The organism is Clostridia bacterium, from assembly GCA_035561135.1.
Taxonomy (GTDB): domain Bacteria; phylum Acidobacteriota; class Terriglobia; order Terriglobales; family Acidobacteriaceae; genus DATMYA01.
This window is the reverse complement of record DATMYA010000008.1, coordinates 502,586-527,058: the sequence shown is the minus strand read 5'-3', so window position 1 is coordinate 527,058 and position 24,473 is coordinate 502,586. Positions and strand designations below refer to the sequence as shown.

The window sequence follows — 24,473 nt, the reverse complement described above, 5'->3', positions numbered from 1 at the left end:
TTGCGAATTTGCCCCGTTACTTCATCAGGAAACGAAGCGCGAGTCCGGTGAAGACATCGTGCGCCGCGTGAGCCATCATTCCGGGTCGTAAACTTTTTCTTGCGTGCGTCAGGATTCCGAACATCATTCCGTAGATTGCGATGAGGACCATGCGCCTTGCACCTTCGTATCCGTGACCCGCACCGAAGACGATTCCGGAGAGAAAGATTCCGACCCACGCGTTGCGAGTGAAGGCGGAAAGCTGACGTTGCAGGTATCCCCGGAAGATGACTTCTTCGCAGATTCCTGCCGTGCAACTGAGCGCGATCCATAACGACACCTCGAGACCCGTTCGCGGGACAAGGAATCCGAGTTGGCGTCGCGCTTCTTCGAGCTTGTTCGCGCCCGTAAGGTGCATGGCGTAGCCGAGCGCGGCCAGCACTCCAAGAGCAACGATCCAGAATCCAAACGCGAGCGCCACATCGAGCAGGAAATCTTCTACCTGCTTCCATCGGCCTCCGATGAGCTCGCGCATTCCAATCCCGCTCCGCCTGATCCCGAACCAGACGTATCCAAACAGGATCCATTCCCAAGCCATGGTGACGGCGTATTGGACCCAGCGTCCGTGGCGCGCGCTCATCGTGTGGTCAGCCGCAGCACCTGCGGCAGAAAAGACGAGCAGGATGATGACGAACGAGATGGTATGCCACCAAGGCGCTATGGCAGGGTACCTGGGCGTCGGTACAGAGACGTCATGCGGCGAAACGATGGGGACGCTGTCCATGATTGGCGATTCACCTCCGGCGCAGCTGGTCCGGCGCGGCTTGAGTCGCAGGCTGCTTGATGGCCATCTTATAATGAGTAGCTGGCGTCGGCAGCGCCAGAGAGTCTGGGACGTGGGGTCCCGACGCGACCGAGTGGCCAGCAGGCTTCATTCGTTTAATCAAGTTCGCGTAATCAAGTTTCGCTATCAAGTTCCGTAATCAAGTTTCCAGGAGAGCATGGATGGCTTCGTTTGAAGACGTAGTGATCATCTCCGGCGTCCGCACGCCGGTAGCGAAATTCATGGGCGCGCTTCAGGACTTCTCCGCGCCGCAGCTTGGTTCGTTCGCCGTTTGCGAAGCGGTGCGTCGCGCCGGCATCACGGACATGAACATCGTCAACGAATGCATCATGGGCAACGTGGTGAGCGCCGGGATCGGACAGAACCCTGCGCGTCAGGCTGCGCTGTTCGCCGGACTGCCACCACAGGTCGGCGCGATGACGATCAACAAAGTGTGCGGCTCGGGATTGAAAGCCGTCGCGCTAGGCGCACAAGCCATTCAGACGGGCAACGCGGAAGTTGTGGTAGCTGGGGGTATGGAATCGATGAGCAACGCGCCCTACCTACTCCCAAGCGCGCGCAAAGGGTATCGCCTGGGCAATGGTGTAGTCGTTGACTCGATGGTTCACGACGGACTTTGGGACAAGTACAACGACTACCACATGGGCAACACGGGCGAGAACGTGGCGGTGAAGTACGGCATCACGCGCGAAGAGCAGGATGAGTACGCGCTCAACTCGCATCGCAAAGCTGTCGAGGCGATCAAGGCCGGCAAGTTCAGAGACGAGATCGTACCTGTGGAAATTCCGGCAAAGAAGAGGGGCGGCGCTCCGACGATGTTCACCACGGACGAGAGTCCGCGCGAAGACACGACCATCGAAGCGCTGCGAGCTCTGAAACCGGCATTCAAAAAAGATGGCACAGTAACGGCCGGCAACGCTCCGAGCACGAACGACGGCGCCGCTGCGGTGGTCGTGACCAGTGCGCGCAAGGCCGAGGAACTTGGCGCGAAGCCGATGGCCCGCATCGTCGCGCAGGCGACGAGCGGCGTGGCCCCGGAGTGGGTCATGATGGCCCCGGTGGATGCGGTCCGGCAGATATGGCAGAAAACCGGATGGAAGAACGGCGACGTTGATCTTTACGAGATTAACGAGGCGTTCTCCGTGGCTGCTGTTGGTGTCACACGCGAACTCGGGCTCGACCTCAGCCGTGTAAATGTGAACGGCGGCGCAGTCGCCCTTGGACATCCGATTGGTGCAAGCGGCTGCCGAATCATAGTTACGTTGCTCTACGAGATGAAGAAGCGTGGAGCGAAGCGTGGCATCGCGGCGCTTTGCCTGGGCGGCGGTAACGCGGTCGCAATGGCGTTAGAAAGCTTGTAAAAGGGTCGGCGCGATACCGTCGCTTGTTGTTGCTGATTTCAGTTACTCGGAGCCCCGGATTCCTTCGTCCGGCGCTCCGATATTTGAAACTATGATGTCGAAGAAACTCCATCGCTACCCAGCCGATGGGATGAAGCTATGTCATTCTTTTTCAGACACTCGCGCCATCTGCTAGTTGTTCTTCCCCTGCTAATTGTTCTTCACCTGCGGGCCGCAGATTGAACCAGTCAATCCGAACCTTAGCCCAATCCTGGACTAGAAGGCCGTTCGACTCGAAGAATTCACGAATCTGGGAAGGCGACCAGCGGACGATCTGCTCAAGGATTGGGACGAGCATTGCGAGGGCGTTTGAACTCAGAATTGTACGTTGCGCAACTCGCGTCACTTTTCGTGACTCGGAAACTGCGATCGTCAGCCCGTCGCATCCGTTCACGTGCAGCATGGCATGAAGATCGGAGCTTCCATCGCCGGCATAGATAACGTGATCTGGACCGATCTGCAGCTGTTCCTGCAACCAGTCAAGGCGCGCGACTTTGCCATAACCGGCGGTCGCATTGGAGATCGTCTCAATCTCGCCACTGGAGCTGTATTGGAATTCGGTTCCGAAGATGTGATCTCTCGGCACCATGCCTTCAAGCGCTGATTGCACGATCTCGACCGGCGCAGCCGAGAGCACGAAGAACTTGAACCGGTATCCGTCGATCCCGGTCTCCAGGAGCTTGTAAAGCAGTTCGATGTTCTGCTTCAGAGGTACGCGCTTTCCGACCTCAATGAGATGTTCGCGCCGTACGCGGCTGCGGAATTGCGGATCGTGCAGGAGTAGATAGGCCAGCTCGGCGCCCTGTTGAACGAGACGCAGCTTTGCCATCCCGGTAGCTTTGCGCTTGAACTCCTCGGCGGGAATGTCGAGCAATTCGCTCAGAACATAACCAGAGTCGTTGAAGCTGAGCGTCTGGTCGAAGTCGCTTGCGAACAGGTATGTCTTTACATGCTTCTCCATGTAAATCAGATTACCAAGCAGCGCAAAAGACTGACAAAAATTCCTCAACAGACTGAAGGATGCGGCGATACGCAAGAGCCGCGAACGTGATGGTAGAGGGCGCCGTCTTGAGTCAGGCAGTCCCTCAGCGGCTGAAACCGCCTTGCAACATTCAGCTCAATGCAGGCCTGAAGGCCTGCTCCACCCATTTGTTCTAGTTGCCGCCAATCTGAGCGGAGCTGATACATCAGCTTCGCTCTTCTTCAGGTAGCAATTCAAAAAGCAGACACGTCTTCAGCAAACAACTTCGTAGGGCCGCATCATCTCGTTGTCTTCATGTTCGAGGATGTGGCAGTGGATCAGGTACCGGAGTCTTTGGCCTGGCTGGGTTACAGCTCCCGCCGGCAGTTCGAACTTCGCGATGATACGTGTGACCGTGCCGGGATAGCTGAGAACGGTATCCTTCCACGCCGAGCGCTCGTTCGGTGCAGGCGCCTTTGCGGGGCCGGTATAAACAATTTTGCCCGTTTCGTCGTAGGTCTCCTCGTCGAAGGTGCGGCGGTCGAGAATCTGGAACTGAACCAGGTGCAGGTGGATGGGATGCGCATCTCCGGTGGTGTTGATGATCCGCCAGACCTCGGTAGATCCGAGCGCTGGCAGCTTGTCCGGTTCCATGTCGAAATACTTGACGTCCAGAAGACCTTCGAGCGGAGCGTCGGCCTCTTCGTCGATGATCTCGGATATGACGACATCGCGAACGTTGGCTCCCGTTGGGTCGAGCAGTGGCACGTTGGGTAGCAAGAGGTTCTGCGGCGGCGTGGTCGCGTCCGGCGAAGACAGCGAAGTGACACGGAACTGCATGATTTGCGGCAGGCGAGTGTCTGTTCCATCGGGGAAAGGCGAGCGCGCGTTGTTTGCCAGATTGATGGAGGTTCCGGGCGCGAGGCCGCTGAAGTCCACGATCACATCGCAACGCTCGGCCGGCCCCATGAGAAGCCGCGGCATCGCGACCGCCCTGGGCAGAAGGCCACCATCGGTGCCGATCTGCCAGAACGGCAGGCCCTTGTCGAGCGCGAGGTGATAAAAACGCGCGTTGGAACCGTTGAGCATGCGGAAGCGATAGCGGCGCGGTTCCACTTCGAGGTACGGCCACACTTTGCCATTCACCAGCGCAGTGTCGCCAAAGAATTCAGGAATCCAGACCGGGTGCGCACTAGTGAGTCCTTCGCCGGAATAGAAAAGCGAGCCGTCGGCGTTGAAGTTGCGGTCTTGTATGACCAGAGGAATCTCGTACTGACCGCGAGGAAGGTTGAGCGCGTCTTCCACCGAGTCTCGCACGAGGAAGAAGCCAGCAAGCCCGGCGTGGACGTTGAGTCGAGTGATTCCGAGCGCGTGGTCGTGATACCAGAGTGTCGTTGCAGGTTGATCGTTGGGGTAGAGGAACGTGTCGCTGTAATAGTTCGGGCCGTGTTCTCCGGCAGAAGTAGACCACGCGAGTGGATAGCCATCGTCCTCGGGCATTACCTTTCCGCCATGCAAGTGAACGACGGCGCGTACGTCAGGCTGGTCGTAACCAGCTCCGTGGATTGTGTGGTCGATCGGAAGCAGGTGCGCGCTCGGCAGATTCTTCTGCCACTGCACGGCGATGGGCAGGCCGCGGTGCACCTCGATAGTGGGGCCGGGATATTGACCTGCATAGCCCCACACGCGAGTCGGCGGCAGGTCGCGATGTAACTGCTGCGCGAACTCGGACATGGAGACGCGGTAGGTGGCAGCGCCACCGGCCGTTCCAGTCACTGGAGTCATGACAGCGGGACGCGGCAGGACATCAACGAAGCGCGCGAGTGTGGGCGAGGTGCGACGCGCGGCAAAGAGTTGTGGCACAGGGATACGTGGGGCGAGTAGGGCTCCCGCACCGGTTAATGCGGACACCTTGAGAAAGTGACGACGGGTGGACATGGGCAGACACTCCTGGAGGAATGCGTGACAGCGGGCAGCAGGGGACAGAGACGCGGTCGAGCATAGAAGCAGATGCGCACTGCGCGACTACGTGCCAACGATGGATAGCGGGTATGGGTCGTGGGAGCACAAGCGCCTCCGGACCAAGGTTGCATTCAGGATATTGAGATTCAGAGTCACCGATGTAGTCGCGCGTCACGCACTGCTGTGACCACCGGCACTTCAGAGTTGATCAAGCCTTTGATAGGGATAACCCTTTGTGTCCGGGGACCCATGCTCTTCAAAACTCTTAGTGCGGCCGTGTACGGGATTGACGCGAACATCATCGACGTCGAGGTTGATGTCTCCGGCGTAAAGCTCAATGAAGACCATTTCACTACGGTGGGCCTACCGGATGCGGCGGTGCGCGAAAGCCGGGAACGCATTCGAGCGGCGCTGAAGAACTGCGGCTATGACATTCCTCCAACGCACATCACCATCAACCTGGCTCCCGCAGACCTGAAAAAAGAGGGGTCAGGTTTCGATCTGCCGATGGCGCTCGGCATCCTTGGCGCTTACGGCGCGCTGAACAAGCGCGAACTGGAAGACTACGTCATGGTCGGCGAACTCTCGCTGGACGGCAGCCTGCGTCCTGTGCGCGGCACTCTGCCGGTGGCGATCGCCGCGCGTGCGAAGCAGATCAAGAACCTGCTGGTGCCGGAAGTGAATGCGCGTGAGGCGGCGATGGTGAGCGGCGTCAATGTCTATCCCGTGCGTTCGCTGATTGAAGTGGTTCACCTGTTGAATACCGGCAATGGGACTAAGCCAATCGAGGTGGACACAACTGCGCTGCTGAATTCATGCGAGCAGCTCTCCGTGGATTTCAAAGATGTTCGCGGTCAGCACACGGCGAAGCGAGCTATGGAAGTGGCGTGCGCAGGCGGACACAACATCCTGATGATCGGGCCTCCTGGCGGAGGCAAAACGATGTTGGCCAAGCGGATGCCAACCATCATGCCGCCCCTTAGTTTTGAAGAGGCGCTGGAGACGACGAAGATCCATTCCGTCGCCGGCGTGCTGGATGCGCGTGCCGGATTGGTGAGCGTGCGTCCATTCCGTTCGCCGCACCACACCATCAGCGACGCGGGACTGATCGGCGGAGGCGTGATTCCACGGCCCGGTGAAGTATCGCTCGCGCATCACGGAGTGCTGTTCCTCGACGAACTACCGGAGTTTCCGCGCAATGTCCTGGAAGTGATGCGGCAGCCTCTGGAAGACGGCCTGGTAACAATTGCAAGGGCGGCAATGTCGATGACCTTCCCGGCGCGCTTCATGCTGGCGGCGGCAATGAATCCGTGTCCGTGCGGATATTTCAACGACCGCACCAGGGAGTGCCACTGCACTCCGCCGATGATCCAGCGTTACGTTTCGAAAATATCCGGGCCGCTGCTCGACCGCATAGACATCCACATCGACGTGGCTGCCGTGAACTACAAGGAACTGCGCGGAGGCGGACCGCAGCCGGAGTCGTCGGCCTCTGTTCGCGAGAGAGTGATCCGGGCGCGCGAAACTCAGCTAGCGCGTTTCAAGGCCGCCGGGGAGCGCACGTTTGCAAATGCGCAGATGGGTTCCCGGCAGATACGGCAGTTCTGCGAGTTAAGCGCCGATTGCGAGCGTCTGCTGGAACGCGCCATGACCCAGCAGGGACTCAGCGCACGTGCTCATGATCGCATTCTCAAAGTTGCGCGCACGGTTGCCGATCTGGAAAGCGCTCCGCAGATCGAGAGCAAGCACATAGCCGAAGCTATTCAGTACAGGACGTTGGACAGAACATACTGGGCCTAGCGGACTGGAACCGAGAAGATTTTCGCACGTCGGCCGTAACGTTGAGCCGTGGTGGCCGAAGCTTTGAGACGTGGCACATAAGTGCTTGTACTGATGGAAGTTAACTTGCGATGCGAAAATTCTTGACCTGTGGGTACATTGGCCTTACCTTAAACGGGTAGTTGCCGGAGCGGCAAGCTCCGGGTAGTCTCCAACGACAGATCTCGCACCCTCCTGCTGGGCAGGCTCTAACGCTTACACTTAGGGGAAATCCCAAAAATAAGGTTGAGCGAGGCGATATGGTCTTCGCACGTACTGCGGAGGCGGTTGTTGTCCGGTAGGTATTTGGGCGAAGTTGTCGGCGGCAGGGGAAAGAGCAACTTAGGGGCGGTTCGTGGCATCCAATGAGGGACTGGAGATGCTACAAGCCTCGCAGGACAGCGACCCTCTTTTCAACTGCAATAAGGTTTTCCGGACCCTTGCAGGTCTGAGTAAAGTCCGAGCCGACTCCCGGCTGGCGCGTTTCGCGCCGCGGACTCAGTAGAAATTCTCGGAAATTAGGAGAACGAGATGCGGTCAGATAAGGTTTTTGAAGCTTTACATACTCTGCAGAACCGTTATATGCTCTGCCAGCTTGCATCCAAAGCAACTCGGAAGTTCCACAAGCCGAACACCCGGATTCAGGACACGACGAATGATGTGTTCTCCCGGATCGCCGGCACGGAGCGGCAGAGAGTGATGTCTGAACCGGAGCACGCCAACGAGGCGCAGCGCCGGGCAGCCTAGCCCTTGTAAGCGGCACACGACTGTGCCGGATCGAATTCGACGGAGCGCTAGCCGGTGGCATGAGCCACCAGCAGCGTACCGGCGGACCGATCAAGCGGGACGCCCTCGCCGCGCGCCATCCGAGCCGCAGCGGCACTGAGCTCTTCCGACCTTCCCTTTCTTAATACTCCCGTAGGTGAACATGACGATCGCTGAACTGAAAGAAAAGAACATCACCGAGCTAACCCGTATAGCTCGTTCCCTGGATCTGCCTGGCGCCAGTGGCCTGCGCAAGCAGGACCTTATCTTCAAAATTCTGCAAGCGCAGAGCGAGAAGGAAGGGCACATATTTGCCGAAGGTGTGCTGGAGATCCTGCCGGACGGCTATGGGTTCCTTCGCTCGCCTGATTACAACTACCTGCCTGGGCCCGATGACATCTACGTCTCGCCCTCACAAATCCGCAAGTTCGACCTGAAAACGGGAGACACGATCAGTGGGCAGGTACGCCCCCCACACGAGGGCGAAAAGTATTTCGCGCTGGTGAAGATCGAGGCGGTCAACTTTGAGTCTCCAGAAGAGGCTCGCAACAAGATTCTGTTCGACAACCTGACGCCGCTGTATCCGCAAGAGCGGATCAAGCTTGAGACGGTTCGCGAGAACATCAGCTCGCGCGTCATGGATCTGCTGACGCCGATCGGTAAAGGGCAGCGCGGATTGATCGTAGCTCCGCCCCGTACCGGTAAGACCATGCTGTTGCAATCGCTGGCAAACTCCATCACTACGAACCACCCGGAAGTCGTGCTCATCGTGCTGCTGATCGATGAACGCCCGGAAGAAGTGACGGACATGCAGCGGTCGGTGAAGGGCGAAGTCATCAGCTCGACCTTCGACGAACCGGCTGCGCGCCACGTACAGGTGGCCGAGATGGTGATCGAAAAGGCGAAGCGCCTGGTGGAGCACAAGCGCGACGTGGTAATCCTGCTGGATTCCATCACGCGCCTGGCTCGCGCCTACAACACAATCGTTCCGCCTTCGGGCAAGGTGCTGTCAGGCGGAGTGGACTCGAATGCGTTGCAGCGTCCGAAGCGCTTCTTCGGCGCGGCGCGCAATATCGAGGAAGGCGGCTCGCTGACGATTATTGCCACGGCGCTGATCGAAACCGGTTCGCGCATGGATGACGTGATCTTTGAAGAATTCAAGGGCACGGGCAACATGGAAATCATCCTCGACCGCAAACTGGTGGATAAGCGCACGTTCCCGGCGATCGACATCCAGCGCTCCGGCACCCGTAAGGAAGAACTGCTGATTCCGAAGGAAGACCTGGCGCGCATCTGGGTATTGCGCAAGGTGCTGAATCCTCTTTCGCCGGTTGAAGCGATGGAATTGCTCATCGACAAGCTGAGCAAAACGCGCGCGAATGCCGACTTCCTTCAGAACATGAGTTCGATATAGCGGTTCTGTCACAACTCTTCTGTTTGATTGCAACGGCCGGAGCTAACGCTTCGGCCGTTTTCGTTTGCCCAACGCTGGGGCGAGTGCAGGATTGCGAACGCCGCTATGTCGCGTCGATCCAGCTTTAAATCGATTGACGCGCTCGACGTGGCTTCGTATTCTGCCGAGAGCGATTTCTGTCAGGGAGTGCAGATGCGCAACCGTTGCACCAGATGGCTAAGTGTGATGATGATTGCAGTGCTTCCCGCCTCCATCGTGCTGGCAGATACGAATGCCGCAATGCTCTATGCGACCGGACACGCCACATTGAACGGTGCAGGCGTGGCGCGTTCGAGTGCCGTATTCGTGGGCGACAAGATTCAAACTGCCGAGAACTCGGCCGCAACCATCCATGCGAACGGCTCGACTGTTCTGGTCGCTGCAAAGTCGTCGGTACAGTTCAGCGGAAACGCCATTCAAATCGATAATGGCGGCGCGGTCATCACCACTACAAAGGCCATGCAAGCTCGCGTGGATGGCCTCACCATCACTCCGAAGCAGCGTTCCGCTCAGTTTGAGATCTCCGAAACTCAGGGCAAAGTCGTGATCGTCTCCAGGGCCGGAGCGCTGGCCATCACGAGCGCTACCGGCACTACCTACCTTGATGCCGGTGCGGCAACCAGCGTTGATACCGACGCGAAGAACAATCAGCAGAAGAATGACAAGATTGCAACCGTTTCTGGGATGAGCACGGGGATGGCGGCTGGCATCGCTCTCGTGACCGCCGGAGCAGCAGCAGCGGCGGCATGGCTCACTACTGGCCAGCCGAACCCAACCAGCCCGTCGCATCCGTAATTTCTGTTTAGAGAGAAATCGAGGACATCCCAGATCACGACAAGGCTACTAGCCCATCACTTTGACGCGCTTGTCACGCTGACGATGATCGTCCTCTTTGTCTTTGCAGGCGCGGCTCTAAACGGTTACCCTTAGCCCCCGATGGCTACTCAAGACGAGTTACAGCAGATTCGTAGCTTGCTGGCCGAACTGACGCGACGCGTCTATCGGCTGGAGCAGATGTCAGGCGTTCCCCACGAAGCTCCGGAACAGCGCGCCGGTGCGGAGCCTATTCCTGAGATCATTACGCCGCCGATGCAGGCTGCACCGCCTCCGCCACTTACTCCGCCACCCACTCTGCCACTTTCTACGCCAGCAGACGTGCCGGGCCGTGCGGGCTTGCGCGCCACCATGGAAGCTCGCGAGGAGACGTCGCTTGAGAGCCGCATAGGCTCGCAGTGGCTGAATCGCATCGGCATCGTTGCCGTGCTCGTGGGCGTCTCCTACTTCCTCAAGTTCGCTTTCGACAATGAGTGGATAGGGCCGGCAGGCCGGGTCGCCATCGGACTTCTCTCCGGTATAGGCGTGGTGCTGTGGAGCGAACGCTTCCGGCTGCGCGGCTTCCAAGTCTTCTCCTACTCGCTGAAGGCCGTCGGCGTGGGAGCGATGTATCTGTCGCTGTGGGCGGCGTTCCATTTGTATTCGCTCATGCCCGCCCCGCTTGCATTCGCGGCGATGGCGCTGGTGACTGCCGCAACAGCGGCAATGGCGTTTACGCAGAATGCCGAGGTGCTGGCTGCCTTCGCGCTCATCGGCGGTTTTCTTACGCCGGTACTGGTCTCCACGGGACAGAACCGCGAAGCTGCGCTCTTTGCCTATGTCGCGCTGCTGGATCTTGCGACGTTGGTCCTGGTGCGTCTGAGGCCATGGCATCGGCTGCTCTCGGGCGCGTTCGCCGGGACACTGTTGCTCTACGTTGGCTGGTATGCCGCGTTCTATACCAGCGCGCAGATGGCGATGACGCTGCTCTTCGCGACTGTGTTCTTCGTCATCTTTGCGGTGTCGGCCGTGGTGTCGCATGTAGAGCCGCGACCGGACGCGCCGTACGGTTCGCGAACGCTTGTGATTGTGGCGTTGCTGAACGCAGCGGTTTACTTTTTCCAGGTCTACGTGATGCTCGATGCGCGCCAGGAGTGGCGAGACTGGACCGCCTGGGTCGCCGTTGCATTGGCCGCCGTGTATCTGGCCCTCGCTCGTGCTGTGCCGCGTGTATCGTTGGATTCGAAATTACCGGGAGCGCGATTGATGCCGCTCCTTCACATCGGGATCGCCGTAGGCTTTCTGACCGTTGCGATTCCGCTGAAGCTTGAGGCGCACTGGATCACGCTTGGATGGTTGGTGGAGTCCGCAGTGCTCTTCTGGATTGGCCATCGCACGCGAACCGGTTTCATCAAGCTGTTCGCTGTTGCGGCGTTCGCGCTCGGTGCGGCAAAGCTGGTTGCGGTCGATTCCGATCAACGCGTCCAGATGCTCTTCCTGAACCATCGCTTCCTGACGTACATGGTCGCAATCGCGGCGCTCGGATTCATCGTGTGGCTGCAGCGGGAACATGCAGAAGACGAGCGGGTGCGGACGGTGATGGCGGCTGGAGTTGTGCTCATCAACGTATTCGCGCTGATCGCTCTGCACCTTGAGGTTAGCGATTATTTCCTGCGCCTGTTTACCGCCCAGGCAGGCTTGCGGCCGAATGTGAACTGGAATTCGACCGAACTGCGCCGGCTCAACATCGTTCGCGAATTCGCGTATTCGGCTGTCTGGATGTCGTATGGAGCCACGTTGATGTTTGTAGGCTTCTGGAAGCGTTCGTCGTTCCTGCGTTGGCAGGCGATTGTGCTGATCGGAGTGACGGTGCTGAAGGTGTTTATTTATGACGTCTCGGCGCTGGAGCGCGGCTATCGGATCGCGAGTTTCATCGCGCTCGGCGTCATCCTGCTGGCTATCTCGTTCCTGTACCAGCGCCACATCCTGCGTCTACAGAGCATGAGGCGGGAATCGGCTGGCGGTGGCGCGCGATGAGACGAACTGCAGGATGGGCTGCGATGGTCATCGCGTGCGTCGTTGTTGCCATGGCAGCGAGCGAAGCCCGGCGGGAGTACTTCGAATGGCGTCGCGATGTCCGCGTGGCTCACGCGGACCGGCAGAACTATTTAGCCATCGACGCCGATATCTGGGAACGCACGCGCCGCGATCTCGGCGATCTTCGCCTCTACGCTCAAGACGGCAGCGAGGTGCCGTACGCGCTTGAAGTCGAGAATGGTCGCCGCTCCCAGCAGCACGCGCCCGTCCGTGTGCTCGATCTCGGCGCGGTAGGGGCGACGACGGAGTTCAAGCTGGAGATATGGGGACCGGAGTCGAAGACCGCACCGGTCGAGTACGACACCGTGACGCTTGACCTTGGCACGCGCAACTTCATCACGCGCGCGCTGGTTGAGGGCGAGGACGATCCGAACGCGCTGGCGTGGACTCGCCTGGGTTCAGGAACAATCTTCGACTTCAAGCGCGAGGACCTTGGCTCGAACTTCAGCATCAACTTACCGGCACCGGCGCGCTTCCGTTATCTGCGCGTTAGGATTCCGGGACGAGTAGCGCCCGACGATGTGAACGGCGCAACCGTCGCCACGACAGAGGAGACGAAAGCCGCCTGGACGCCGCTCCGGGCAAACGTGCAGACGGCCACAGAGGGCAAAGACTCGGTCATAACCTGGGCCGCAGGGAGCATGCCCGTGGAGAGCGTGCAATTCGCGATCGCAGGGCAGGACAATTTCCGGCGCTCGGTCGAATTGCAGGATGCTGATGGACACGTTCTCGCGACGGGAGAAATCGCACGCGTGCACCTGACGCGCGAGGGAAAACCGGCAGACCGCGAGCAGCTTGTGCTCGACTTGCACGGTCCGCAGTACTCGTCGAAATTCAAGCTCCTCGTTCATAACGGCGATGACCGCCCGCTCGCAATCCAACGCGTCGTACCAATGGCTTATGAACGCCGGTTGTATTTCTATCCGACGGGGAAGACCGAGTTCGCTCTCTGCTACGGTGATAAGGAACTCGAGCGGCCAACCTACGACCTGGCGAACTGGTTCCGTCGCGATCCGGAGATGCAGAAGGCCGAGCTTGCTGCGCCGCAGAACAATCCTGACTTCAAGGGACGACCTGACTCTCGTCCGTGGACGGATCGCCACGCCTGGGTATTGTGGGCGGCGCTGATCGCCGCCGTGGTGGGATTGGGCGCAGTGGCTCTCAGCGGAATGAGGAAGAGCAGTGGATAGTGACCAGTTTGTGCGTTCGGCCGCATAGGAAACACAAGGTGTCTCCGCTCCGCGCCTTCGGCGCTCCGGTCGACATGACGCTCTAGTTTGTCAGCAATCTGACTCCCTCTCGCGAGGGGCTCTTTCAATACAGGCACAGGCACCGGCAACTGACTACTGACTACTGACTACTGGCAACCGCTCTACCGCAGGCTGTCTTCCACTTCGCTAAGCCAGTCGGGACGCTTCAGGATTTCGCGAGGCTTCGGGCCGTCGGCCGGGCCGACGATTCCGTCCTGCTCCATTAGGTCGATAAGATGGGCGGCGCGTCCGTAGCCCACACGCAGTCGTCTCTGTATGAGCGACGTTGAGGCCTTGCCGAACTCAAGCACCAGCCGCACGGCATCCTGGTAGAGTTCGTCGTTGTCGCCGTTACCCTCGGAGCCGCCCTCACCGCCCGTCCCAATGCTGTTGCCTTCTTCCCTGGGCGCCTGCAGGAACTTATCGTCATACTCGGCGGTGGACTGTTCCTTCCAGAACTCGACGGTGGCAGCGATTTCCTTTTCGGTCACGAACGGAGCGTGTACGCGGTGAACACGTGCGGAACCGGATGGCAGATACAGCATGTCTCCGCGTCCCAGCAACGCTTCTGCGCCATTCGCGTCGAGGATCGTCCGCGAATCGATTTTGGTGGCGACACGGAACGACATGCGAGCAGGGAAGTTCGCCTTGATTAGGCCGGTGATCACATCCACCGACGGGCGCTGCGTTGCGAGCACGAGGTGTATGCCGATGGCGCGCGCCATCTGTGCCAGGCGCGTAATCGATTCTTCAACATTGCTGCCGTCCAGCATCATGAGGTCGGCAAGCTCGTCGATGATGATGACGATGTACGGAATCGGTTTCTCTTCAGTGCCATCCTCAAAAAGGCTAGGCGTTGAGTTCCCTTCGAAAAGCTTGTTGTACTGGTCGATGTTGCGGACGCCCTTTTCCGCGAGCAGCTTGAGGCGGCGCTCCATCTCTCGCACGGCGTTGCGAAGCGCGTTCGAGGCCAGCTTCGGCTCCGTGATGATAGGCGTGTAAAGGTGCGGCACGCCTTCATAGTTCCCCAATTCAAGGCGCTTGGGATCGACCAGGATGAGGCGAACCTGGTCCGGCGTGGCCTTGTACAGCACAGACATGATGAACGCATTGATCGCCACCGACTTGCCGCTGCCAGTCGATCCGGCGATGAGCAGGTGCGGCATCGTGTTTAGTTCGGCGGTGACGATGCGGCCGTTGATGTCCTTGCCAAGTGAAAAAGTTACCTTTGACTTCGAATGCGAGAACTCGTCGGCCTCAACCACTTCTCGCAGCCAAATGGTTTCGCGATTCACATTCGGAACCTGGATACCGACCGTGGACTTGCCGGCCATGCGCTCGATCAGGATGCTCTCGGCTTTCAGCGCCAGGCAGAGATCGTCTTGCAGCCCAGTGACACGCGAGTACTTAATACCAGCTTCCGGCTTGAACTCGAAGGTTGTGACAACGGGGCCGGGATTGATTTGCGTGACCTGCCCGTGAACCTCGAATTCAGCGCACTTTTCGACGAGGACCTGTGCGACGCGCTTCAGTTCCTCTTCGTCATATTCGCTGCGCGCGTCCGGACGGCGCAATAGAGAGCTGGAGGGTAGCTTCCATCCGCCCTGCATCTTTGCCGTCGTGGTCTTGCGGCGAGCATCCTCATCGGCCCGCGAAGTGACTTCGATCGCGTCCACACCGGCTTCAACCGGCGGCGCAGCTTTCGGCGCGGGCGGTTCGGGTACAACCGGCAGTTCCTCTTCCAACATGCGTTCTATGCCGGACTTCGCCTGGATTGGCTGGACGGTCGCGGGCACGTTCTGGGCAGCGCCGCGCTTTCCGCCCGGGACAAGTTGAGCGGTAACGACGGGCTTCTGCTGACGACGTTTTTCAAGTTCCTTCTGGGCGCGAACCTTGGCGCGTGCAGCGCGCCAATCTTCAAAACGGTCCCACGCCGTAAAGGCGAAAGCGAAGCGAGTCTGGAACCAGAGTTGGAGCGCGCCGAAACTGAAAGCCGTGGACAGATACAGCGCCACGGCGATGGCTGTAACGCAGACGATGTACGCGCCAGTGACGTTGAGGTAGTGAATGAGGGCGTCGCCAACGATGCGCCCGAGCAATCCTTCGGCGGGTGCGGCATGCATCCAGCGCCAATGCCATGGCAACAGCGCGAGCAGGGCGGAGAAGAAGATGAGCAGCGAAATTGCGCCGAGCGTCTTCGCGCCGGGTGAGTCCACCTTCCGTGAACGGAACCAGCGCAAGCCAATCAGGCAGACGAAAACAGGCATCAGGAAAACGGCTACGCCGCCAAACTGCAGCAGCAGATCGCTGAGGTTCGCTCCGATCATGCCAATCCAATTGTGCGCTGGGCGGGAATCTCCATGGTTGGCGGCGGTGTTGAGCGAGGGATCGAGCGGCGAATAGGACGCTAAGGCAAGGAGAAGGAGGACCGCGGCGACCAGCATCAAAAAGCCGATCAGCTCATTCAGTCGCTTGTTGCTCGTCGGGGTGAACAGGCGCGAAAAGAACTTCATAGATACAGATGGCATACGGAACCGTGGAACGCCGACGGGCAAGACACGTCTGCGCCGCGGCGAAAGCCGTGTTCCTGTACTGCCCGAAGTCGCACCAGAGCGAGTTAGATTATGCCAGAAACGTCGGCAATAAAGGAGAAAAGAAGGCGAAAACATTGGCTTGGAAGATGCCGGGGAATCGGGAGTTAGATTGGGGCAGTTAGGAATGGTCGGGTGAGGGTTTGTCTTTGAAGGGGCACGGCTTCAGCCGTGCCATTACGAGATGAAGACAAGCGGCTTTTAGCCGCTGAGGTAAGCGCCTTGCTAACGGCATCGAAGTCGAAACAGCAAAATTACCTCAGCGCCCAGAACAGCACGCCTACGCCCAGGATGATGCGATAAACGGCGAATGGTACGAATCCTCTCGAACGCACCCACTGCATGAACCACGCGACTACGCCGTATGCAACGATGAAGGAGACGACTGCGCCGATGGCGAGCGTGACCCAGCCTTCAGGAGTCATGTGTACAGAGCCGAGTGCGCTGGGGTCTGAGCCGTGGTGGCGCAGGGATTTCAGCAGATCGTACCCAGTAGCCGCGGCCATGGTCGGGATCGAAAGAAAGAACGAGAACTCGAGGGCCGACGTGCGCGACATTCCGGAGAGTTGTCCGGCGGCGATAGTGGCCATGGAGCGCGAGGTGCCGGGGAATACGGCGGAGAGCGTCTGGCAGAGCCCAATCCACACTGCCTGTCCGAGGGACATCTCTTCCATGTGCTCGGTCGGGCGCGCGGAGAACGTACCGTTCGTATAGAGAGCGTCAACAACCCACATCACGATTCCGCCAACGATAAGGGACGACGCGATGATGAACAAACTCTCAAGATGCTTGCCGATGACCTTCGTAAGCAGGAACGCCGGGACTGCGGTGAAGACGAAGGCGATGATCGTCAGCGTCAGCGGGTGGGTTAGCGCGGTCCGGTCGCCGCGTTCTCCGCGGGGGAATGTCGACAGGAATCGGCTTATGCGCTCACGGAAGTAGATCGGCAGACAGAGAATGGCGCCCAATTGGATCACGATTGAGAACATCTTCCAGTAGCCGTCTGAAAGATCGACGCCCAGCAACGCTTCCGCAATCCGTAGATGCGCCGTCGAACTGACGGGAAGGAATTCGGTAAGGCCTTCGATGATTCCAAGCAGGACAGCCAATAGATAGTGGTTCAACGATGCTCCAGCTGTATGTAGGTGAGAAGGAACATTGTACGGCAGCAAGCCTGGACTTGGCCCGTCCATCGTCACGCTTGCCTAAGTCAGTCGATATTGTTGCCGAAGGTCGGGATGTTGTTTTCGACCATGTAAGCGAGCCTGCGCGCGCGTGCGGCCCAATCAGAACTTACGTTGGGAACCTGGGCGACGCGTTGAGCGGTGGCGATGGCCCGCTCCTCAGCGGACTTGATCTTGGACGCCTGACCCTCCATGCCATACAACTGCACGAGAGCGCCATAACGAAAAGCCGCGTTGTAGAGCGCCTCCGGCACTGCTGGCGAAGTCGGGTGATCCTTCACATAGTCTTCGTAAACGCTGGCTTCTTTTTCGGGACACTTCGACTGCGCCTGCCAGTCTCCGCAGAGCTTGTTATCGATGAGGTGGAAGGCTGCCAGGTCGGCCCACTTGGTCCGCGGGAACTTCTTCATGACCTGCTTCATCGCGTCTTCTTCGATCGGAATGCGATCACCGGGATCGCGCTTGCGCGCCGAAGAGCGCGAGCTTCTCTCGTCCTTGTCGAGTTGCCAGCGGATGTCGGCGGCGCGATACAGGGCTTCGCCGGCAATAGCGGAGTTGGGGAAGTATTCAGCCGTGCGCGCGTACAGCCGCATGGCATCCTGCGCGGCGTTCTTGCGTCCACCGCGGCGGCTTGCTTCGTTCTCGCTGTCAACCGCTTCGCCGTAGAGCAACGAATCACCATTGGGCGTGGTGGCCGTGATCATGCCCTTGTCTTGTATCCAGCCGGAGATGTCGCGGTCGGCTCCGAATGTCTGGCTAATGGTGGCGAGCACGTGTACCCAGCCCTTGGGACGCTCCAGCACCACTACTTCGCGCCCGCGGGCAACGTTTGCGAGCTTCTCACTCGTCGTGTTCGGTGCGAGGTACAGGATGGCTTCGCGCATCATCACACCGCGTTCGGCGGCGAAGCTGGAGATGGCGGCAAGAACGACAAAAGCGATGAGGCGGAGAGATAGTTTCAAAGCAATTCTCCTGCTTCGAATTCTAAATCAGAGAGCAATCTGACACGAGCGGGCATCTTGCGGGGCAGCACCATTGCGCCGAAAAGGTCGGCCATCGGCTGCGCCTATTGAGTATCGGACAGCACATGCGCGAGCAGCTTGGGTTCCAAATTGCCGCCACTGACGATTGCTACGACCTTGCCGTGAGCAGGCAGTTGGTCTGAGTGGAACAGCCAGGCCGCGAACGTAACGGCACCGCTGGGCTCGGGTATGAGGCGCGCACTGGTCACCATGGCGCGCATGGCGTCCGTGATCTCGTGCTCTGTCACGCTAACAATGTCATCGACAAAAGCCTGTATGTGCTCAAAGTTTAGCGGGCCGACACTCTGCGTGCGGAGTCCATCGGCCAAGGTGCTGGAGGCACGTTCGGCGGAAATCTGCACGATCTCTCCCGCGTGCAAACTCTGCTGCGCATCGTTCGCCAGGTCGGGCTCCACTCCGACGACCTTCGCTTTGGAGCCGCTCAGCTTGATTGCCGCCGAGATGCCGCTGATAAGGCCGCCGCCGCCAATGGGCGCTAGGACGAGGTCGGCATCGGCCATGTCTTCCAGAATCTCAAGGCCAATCGTACCCTGTCCGGCAATGATCTGCGGATCGTTGTAAGGCGGAATGATGACATATCCATGCTCACGCGCGAGATCCTCGGCTTTCTGCTGGCGCTCGCTTGAAGCGGTACCCACGGTTACGATCTCCGCCCCGAGAGCGGCGGTGGATTGCATCTTGATTTTGGGAGCGTTGCGGGGCATCACGATGACCGACCTGGCGCCGAGCGCTCGCGCAGCATAGGCGACGCCCTGCGCGTGGTTTCCGCTGGAGTAGGAGATCACGCCTCGCCGGCGCTCCTCGTCGGACAGGGAAGCGATCTTGTTATAGGCACCGCGGAGTTTGAAGCTGCCAATCGGCTGGAAGCTCTCAGGCTTCAGGTAGAGTTGCTGCGGGGTCGCCTGCACGTTCGGCATCGAGGACTGCCCGGCCGTGGTGGGGAAGTAGCGAACGAGGGGCGTGCGGACGGCTACTCCGCGTATGCGTTGTTGCGCCAGCCTGATTTCTTCGAGGGGCACCATAGTCGATAGTAGATCGTATCGCTGTCTGTTCGTGAACAATAGCAGAAGGCGTTGGCACTTGTATGTGTCTCGTCGCGTTAGGCGCGTCTTCGGCTACTTCCAGCAAGGCGGAAACCCAGCGCACCAGCGCGAGCTTGTCGCGAAATCCAGGACCCTTGCCCAGATCGACGTGGCTGATTGCGGGGCTCACCAGCACAGCGCGAAGGCGCTCACCAGGAACTTCCCTGGCAATCCACTCGGTTTCAGTTGCCGGAATCACGGTATCGCCCGCTCCGTGCAACAGGAGCACGGGAACGGTGATCGCGGATAATCGGCCAGCCGGAGAGGCCGCTTGCATTTCTTGGCGGTGCTCGGGCAATGCGCGAAGCATTTCTGCTGAAAAGGCGTCTCGATGCTTGGCATACAGGTCAGCCATTCTCGCCCGGCCGGTTGGCGTGAGGCGGGATGCGGCGGCGCGCGATTCGTCAGTGCGTCCATGCAGCAGCAATCGCAGTGCCTGTCGCGCCACAGGCGCATCTTTTCGCGAAAAGAAGTTTTCCGTATGCGAATAGACGACCACGAGCGGCCCGTACTCGTGTGCGGGCAGAGAGTGGTCGACCCCGTCCGGTCCCTGCACGTGGTCGGTCGCGAAGAATCGCAGCACACGCTCCAAGTTATGGTGCGCGCCTATGGCAACCACATAGGCAACATGTGGCGCGCAGGTGGGATCTGCTGCGGCGATAAGAGCTAGACCACCGGCGAAGCTCAGGCCCATCAGTCCCACTCGCTCGGCGCCAAGCTGGGCAGAGAGTGTGCTGACGGCGGCATTGATGATTGGCTGCGAAGTGGCGTCAACCGTATAGTCGGCAATGGCCGGCAGTTCCGGCGTGTAAACCAGAGTGCCCTCTTCGGCAAGCGTTCGAGCCAGACTCACGAGTCGTGGTTCATCGATTCCGAGATGGTGAACGCCATGAAGGAGCACGAGTCCTGATGGATTCGGCAGGCCACGCGGAATGTAGAAGCGCGCTCGCACACTGCGGCCGGAGACATCCAGCGTCGTCGTCGTTTCATCGACCTCGTACATGCCGATGCTGGTAACGCCCGAAGTCATACCTGAATTCTGGATGTGGAGCAATAAGAAGGTGGCGCGCAGGTATTGTGAAGTGCCGAGGATGAGAACGACAAGAACGGTGGGGATTGCGAGGAGAGGTATATAAACGCGTCCCGCCCTGTTCCGGGCGGGAGCCGAAGATGCACGGCCAGTCATGCACGCCGTTTTATCCGAGTTCTGGCCGGATGTGAAGAAGATTAGTGGGTAGCGGAAAATCTTCTACTCACAAAAGAAGAGAAGGCACTCGGGTTTGGGTGCCTTCTTCCCTGATGTGTTACTCAAGCCCTAGACTTCCAAAATCACCGGCATGATCAGCGGCCTGCGCTGAGTCTGTTTGGAGATATAGCGCTTCAGGTCCTGACGGATCTTTTCCTTGATGACGCCGTAGTCGCCCATCTCTTCCTTGCTCGACTGTTCAAGCGTCCGCATGACCGTATGGCGAGCCGCGTCCAGGAAGCCGTTCTCCGCAGGAGCGCCTGCGAAACCACGCATCACGATCTCTGGCGAGCTTTCCACCGCTCCGGTTAGCTTATTAATGGCGATGATCGGCAGCACAAAGCCGTCCTCGCTCAGGTGCCGGCGATCCTTAATGACGAGGTCTTCCACGACGTCCGTCGCACTGGAAGAGCCCGAATCGATGCAGACGCGACCTACGTGAACCTGTCCGGCTTTGCGAGCGCCGAGTTCGTCGAACTCGAGCACGTCGCCGCTCTCGATCATCATCACGTTGCCGACAACGTTCTTCATCGACGCTGCCAGCTCTGCATGCAGCTTCAGTTGGCGATATTCACCATGGACGGGGATGAAGTAGCGCGGGCGCACCAGATTGATCAGGAGTTTGAGCTCTTCCTGGCTGGCGTGTCCGCTGACGTGCACAGGCGGCTTCGAGCCATCCTCGTAAATCACGTGCGCGTTCCGGCGGAAGAGGTGATCGACGACTCGGTAGATAGCCTTTTCATTGCCGGGGATGATGCGCGACGAGAGAACGACGGTATCGCCGGGCTCGATCTTCGCGTGCTTGTGGTTATCAACGGCAGCGCGCGACAGGGCTGACATGGGCTCGCCCTGGGTTCCGCTGATCATTACGAGAACCTTGTCGGGTGCGTAGTCCCTGATCTGGCCGGGATTGATGAAAAGTCCGTCGGGCGCGTCGATATAGCCAAGGTCCTGCGCGATCTCGGTCGACTCCGTCAACGACCGGCCGACGAGGGCCACCTTGCGGTTGTACTCGTTCGCGAGTTCCAGCGCGAGCGCAATGCGGTGGATCGATGAGGAGAAGCAGGAGATGAACAGGCGGCGCTTGGAGCGCGCGAATATCTCCTGGAACCTCGGTCGCACGGCGCGTTCGCTCGGCGTGTATCCGGGGCGCTCCACGTTGGTGGAGTCCTGGAACAAGGCCAGCACGCCTTCCTTGCCGTATTCGGCAAAGGTGTGCAGGTCGAAGGTCTTGTTATCCGTCGGCGTGGGGTCAACCTTGAAGTCGCCGGTGTGGATTATGACACCCAACGGCGTGTGAATGGCCAACGCTACGCAATCCACCAGGCTGTGCGTGACCTGTATGGGATTGATGGTGAACGGGCCAAGCTTGAACTTCTCGCCGGGACGTATCTCGTTCAGGATCGCGTCGTCGAGCAGACCGTGTTCTTCCAGTTTGCCTTCGACGTAGGCCAGCGTGAACTCTGTGCCGTAAACAGGCACGTTTAGCTCGCTGAGGATCCAGGGCAGAGCGCCGATGTGGTCTTCATGGCCGTGCGTTAGAACGATGCCGCGAACATGATTGCGGTTCTGAATGAGATAGGTTATGTCGGGAACAACAATGTCAACGCCGAGCAGTTCGCCTTCAGGGAACATGAGTCCGGCGTCGATGACGATGATGTCGTCGCCCCAACGAACGGCCATGCAGTTCATTCCGAACTCGCCAAGACCGCCCAGAGGCACTACTTGCAATTTACCTGTAGGCATAAACCTCGATGCTAGCACACACTCACAGTCGTGGAACGTTTAGAAGGGAGTGGACCACCTGGGGGCGCTGGCAGAACTATACTGTTGATGAGAAAGTTATGCCCGAAGCTGCTCAAAATTCGTCATGGCTGAGGCGTCGCGTGGAAGCGGCGCTGAAGGATGGCTTCGCGCACGCATATGAGAGCATCAAGGTCGATCCGGAGGAGTATCTCATGCACCTTCGGATGGCCCACAACTTACCCGTACAGACCTACGAGGGAATGTTCTCGGTTGGCATCGAGCAATTGGATGATGTGGCAGCCGATACCATCCGCGCCGGTATGAAGATGGCCGCCGCTGAAGGCGCAGGATTCGGCCTTGGAGGCCTGTTGACGCTGGTGCCGGATATGGGTGTCCTGTCCGCCATCACCATGCGAACGGTGCAGAAGCTCAGCCTGGTGTACGGATTCCAGTTCAATACAGACGATGAGATCGCCGAGCTATGGGTGGCGGCGGCCAGCGCGGCTGGAGTGGACATCAGTCGCGAATTGCTGGAGCGGGGCGTGGTGAACCGGTTCGTGCCGCGCGTGATTCAGAAGGTCGCGGTTTCGGCCAGCACGGAGGTCGTCGAGAAGTGGGCCGGCCGGGTCATTCCACTGGCCAGCTCCGCCATTGGCGCGGCACTGAATTATTATTTCGTCCGCTCGTGGGGAGAGCGAGCCGCCAGCCACTTCCGCGAGAAACATATCCGCCTCCGCGAAACAATGGCCTACCAACGCGCGACGATCTCGCAACTCCCCTCTGATTAAACGCCGGCTGCTTACTGCGTGAGCGCAGCCTCCACCACGGGTGAAGGTTGCTCCTTGCCGAACTCACCTTCCCAACGCGCAATCACAACGGTTGCCAGGCAGTTGCCGATAACGTTCACCGAAGTGCGCGCCATGTCCATCAATTCGTCGATGCCCAGGATGATGAAAATTGGTTCGATTGGCAGATTGAATGACGCTGCCGTGCCCAGCAGGATGACCAGCGTAGCGCGTGGCACACCGGCAACGCCTTTACTGGTCAGCATGAGCGTGAAGACCATGATCAACTGCTGTCCCCAGCTCATGTGGATTCCCGCCGCCTGCGCCACAAACACTGAAGCGAGCGACAGATACAACGTGCTGCCGTCCAGGTTGAAGCTGTACCCAGTCGGCATGACAAACGCCACGATCTGTCGCGGAACGCCGATGGCCTCCATGGACTCCATGGCGCGGGGCAGTGCGGCTTCAGAACTGGTAGTCGCAAACGCAATGGAAACCGGTTCGGCGATTGCCCGCAGGAACTTGCGGAGGGGAACACGCGCAATCAGCGCAACCGGCAACAGGACTCCAAGCAGGAAGACGATCAGTGCCACGTAGAGCGTCGCCAGCAACTTGAAGAGATTTACGAGCACTCCCAGGCCCATGTGCCCAACCGTGTACGCAATTGCGGCGCCAACGCCAACCGGCGCAAAGAGCATGACAATGTTCGTAAACTTGAACATCGTCTCGGACAGGCTCTCGCAAAACATGAGCATTGGGCGGCGGCGCTGCTCGCTCAGCATCGCAAGCGCAATCCCGAACAGAATGCTGAATACGACGACCTGGAGCACCTGGCCTTCGGCCACGGATTTCGCCACATTCTCGGGAAAGACGTGCAGGATGACGTCTGAGGCGGACTGCTTCACGGCTGTGAGTTGTTCGTGCTGCGCGCTGGCCGGAAGTTGTATGCCCACACCGGCCTTGCTGAGGTTGATGGCCGCGAGGCCGATAAACAGCGCGACCGTTGTGACGATCTCGAAGTAAATCAGCGCCTTCACACCCATTCGCCCGACCTGTTTCAGGTCAGAGTGGCCGGCGATCCCGACTACCAGTGTGGCGAAGATAAGCGGCGCGATGATCGTCTTGATCATGCGCAGGAATATCAGGCTCAGGACGCGAGCATTCAGGTGTCCGTCCTGTGCGACGACGGGGAAGTCGTGCCCAATTTCCGCGCCGACAACCATGGAAACCAGTATCCATGTAGTCAGCGAGCGCTTGTAGATCGCATAGACGATCAGCGATGCAATCGCAACCCAGCGCGCAGCGAACAGAACGCCGCCCGGAATCGAAATCAGGTAGTGATTTACTACTGTCAGGATTGCCGCGACGGTCAGGCTTGCGATTGTTATGAAAAGAGTTTTCGTCTTCATAAAAGTGTCGTAGGCATCGGTGTTCGGGCCGCGCGACACAACGGC

The 24,473-nt window shown here is 59.2% G+C and carries 18 protein-coding genes; 8 read left to right on the top strand and 10 right to left on the bottom strand.

The annotated features are described in order from the left end of the window. Window positions 1–16 precede the first annotated feature (16 nt). Window positions 17–763, bottom strand: a complete 747-nt coding sequence (locus VN622_02400; protein ID HWR34704.1) for a type II CAAX endopeptidase family protein — start codon at window positions 761–763, stop codon at window positions 17–19. A gap of 221 nt (window positions 764–984) precedes the next feature. Here VN622_02400 and VN622_02395 point away from each other — a divergent pair, with 221 nt between their 5' ends. Beyond that, a complete protein-coding gene (locus VN622_02395; protein ID HWR34703.1) occupies window positions 985–2,184 on the top strand; it encodes an acetyl-CoA C-acetyltransferase in 1,200 nt (399 codons plus the stop codon). Window positions 2,185–2,335: 151 nt separating this feature from the next. On the opposite strand, the gene VN622_02390 is transcribed toward VN622_02395, so the two are convergent. Continuing rightward, window positions 2,336–3,184, bottom strand: a complete 849-nt coding sequence (locus VN622_02390; GenBank protein HWR34702.1) for a haloacid dehalogenase-like hydrolase — start codon at window positions 3,182–3,184, stop codon at window positions 2,336–2,338. Window positions 3,185–3,457: 273 nt separating this feature from the next. Further along, complete coding sequence (locus VN622_02385; protein HWR34701.1) at window positions 3,458–5,122, bottom strand: multicopper oxidase domain-containing protein; 1,665 nt, start codon at window positions 5,120–5,122, stop codon at window positions 3,458–3,460. A gap of 273 nt (window positions 5,123–5,395) precedes the next feature. On the opposite strand from VN622_02385, the gene VN622_02380 reads away from it, so the two are divergent. The 6 genes from VN622_02380 (at window position 5,396) to VN622_02355 (ending at window position 13,282) form a co-directional block, all read left to right on the top strand. Beyond that, window positions 5,396–6,946, top strand: a complete 1,551-nt coding sequence (locus VN622_02380) for a YifB family Mg chelatase-like AAA ATPase (GenBank protein ID HWR34700.1) — start codon at window positions 5,396–5,398, stop codon at window positions 6,944–6,946. Window positions 6,947–7,495: 549 nt separating this feature from the next. Further along, window positions 7,496–7,711, top strand: a complete 216-nt coding sequence (locus VN622_02375; GenBank protein HWR34699.1) for a DNA-directed RNA polymerase subunit omega — start codon at window positions 7,496–7,498, stop codon at window positions 7,709–7,711. A gap of 181 nt (window positions 7,712–7,892) precedes the next feature. Further along, entirely contained in the window at window positions 7,893–9,143 is a 1,251-nt protein-coding gene (rho, locus tag VN622_02370; GenBank protein ID HWR34698.1) for a transcription termination factor Rho, read from the top strand. Window positions 9,144–9,248: 105 nt separating this feature from the next. Next, window positions 9,249–9,977, top strand: a complete 729-nt coding sequence (locus VN622_02365; GenBank protein HWR34697.1) for a hypothetical protein — start codon at window positions 9,249–9,251, stop codon at window positions 9,975–9,977. Between the two features lie 141 nt (window positions 9,978–10,118). Beyond that, on the top strand, window positions 10,119–12,032 hold the full coding sequence (locus tag VN622_02360; GenBank protein HWR34696.1) for a DUF2339 domain-containing protein: 1,914 nt from the start codon (window positions 10,119–10,121) through the stop codon (window positions 12,030–12,032). Next, window positions 12,029–13,282 (top strand): DUF3999 family protein, encoded by a 1,254-nt coding sequence (locus VN622_02355; GenBank protein HWR34695.1) that lies wholly within the window; start codon window positions 12,029–12,031, stop codon window positions 13,280–13,282. The genes VN622_02360 and VN622_02355 overlap by 4 nt, the downstream gene beginning before the upstream one ends. 182 nt (window positions 13,283–13,464) lie before the next feature. On the opposite strand, the gene VN622_02350 is transcribed toward VN622_02355, so the two are convergent. The 6 genes from VN622_02350 to VN622_02325 all read right to left on the bottom strand — a co-directional run bounded on the left by VN622_02350 (window position 13,465) and on the right by VN622_02325 (window position 22,234). Next, window positions 13,465–15,870 (bottom strand): DNA translocase FtsK, encoded by a 2,406-nt coding sequence (locus VN622_02350; protein HWR34694.1) that lies wholly within the window; start codon window positions 15,868–15,870, stop codon window positions 13,465–13,467. A 317-nt stretch (window positions 15,871–16,187) separates the two neighbouring features. After that, entirely contained in the window at window positions 16,188–17,057 is an 870-nt protein-coding gene (locus tag VN622_02345; protein HWR34693.1) for an undecaprenyl-diphosphate phosphatase, read from the bottom strand. An 86-nt stretch (window positions 17,058–17,143) separates the two neighbouring features. Further along, window positions 17,144–18,079, bottom strand: a complete 936-nt coding sequence (locus VN622_02340; GenBank protein ID HWR34692.1) for a hypothetical protein — start codon at window positions 18,077–18,079, stop codon at window positions 17,144–17,146. A 104-nt stretch (window positions 18,080–18,183) separates the two neighbouring features. Next, the gene (locus VN622_02335) at window positions 18,184–19,077 is read right to left on the bottom strand and encodes a threonine/serine dehydratase (protein ID HWR34691.1); all 894 of its coding nucleotides are present in this window, start codon (window positions 19,075–19,077) and stop codon (window positions 18,184–18,186) included. Next, window positions 19,031–20,428, bottom strand: coding sequence for an alpha/beta hydrolase (locus VN622_02330; GenBank protein HWR34690.1), 1,398 nt, complete (start codon window positions 20,426–20,428; stop codon window positions 19,031–19,033). Before VN622_02330 ends, VN622_02335 begins: the two co-directional genes overlap by 47 nt. A gap of 129 nt (window positions 20,429–20,557) precedes the next feature. Continuing rightward, the gene (locus VN622_02325; protein ID HWR34689.1) at window positions 20,558–22,234 is read right to left on the bottom strand and encodes a ribonuclease J; all 1,677 of its coding nucleotides are present in this window, start codon (window positions 22,232–22,234) and stop codon (window positions 20,558–20,560) included. A 98-nt stretch (window positions 22,235–22,332) separates the two neighbouring features. Here VN622_02325 and VN622_02320 point away from each other — a divergent pair, with 98 nt between their 5' ends. Continuing rightward, the gene (locus VN622_02320) at window positions 22,333–23,022 is read left to right on the top strand and encodes an EcsC family protein (GenBank protein HWR34688.1); all 690 of its coding nucleotides are present in this window, start codon (window positions 22,333–22,335) and stop codon (window positions 23,020–23,022) included. An 11-nt stretch (window positions 23,023–23,033) separates the two neighbouring features. Here VN622_02320 and VN622_02315 read toward each other — a convergent pair whose 3' ends face one another. Continuing rightward, window positions 23,034–24,428: a cation:dicarboxylase symporter family transporter gene (locus tag VN622_02315; GenBank protein ID HWR34687.1), complete on the bottom strand. Its 1,395-nt coding sequence runs from the start codon at window positions 24,426–24,428 to the stop codon at window positions 23,034–23,036. Window positions 24,429–24,473: the final 45 nt, after the last annotated feature.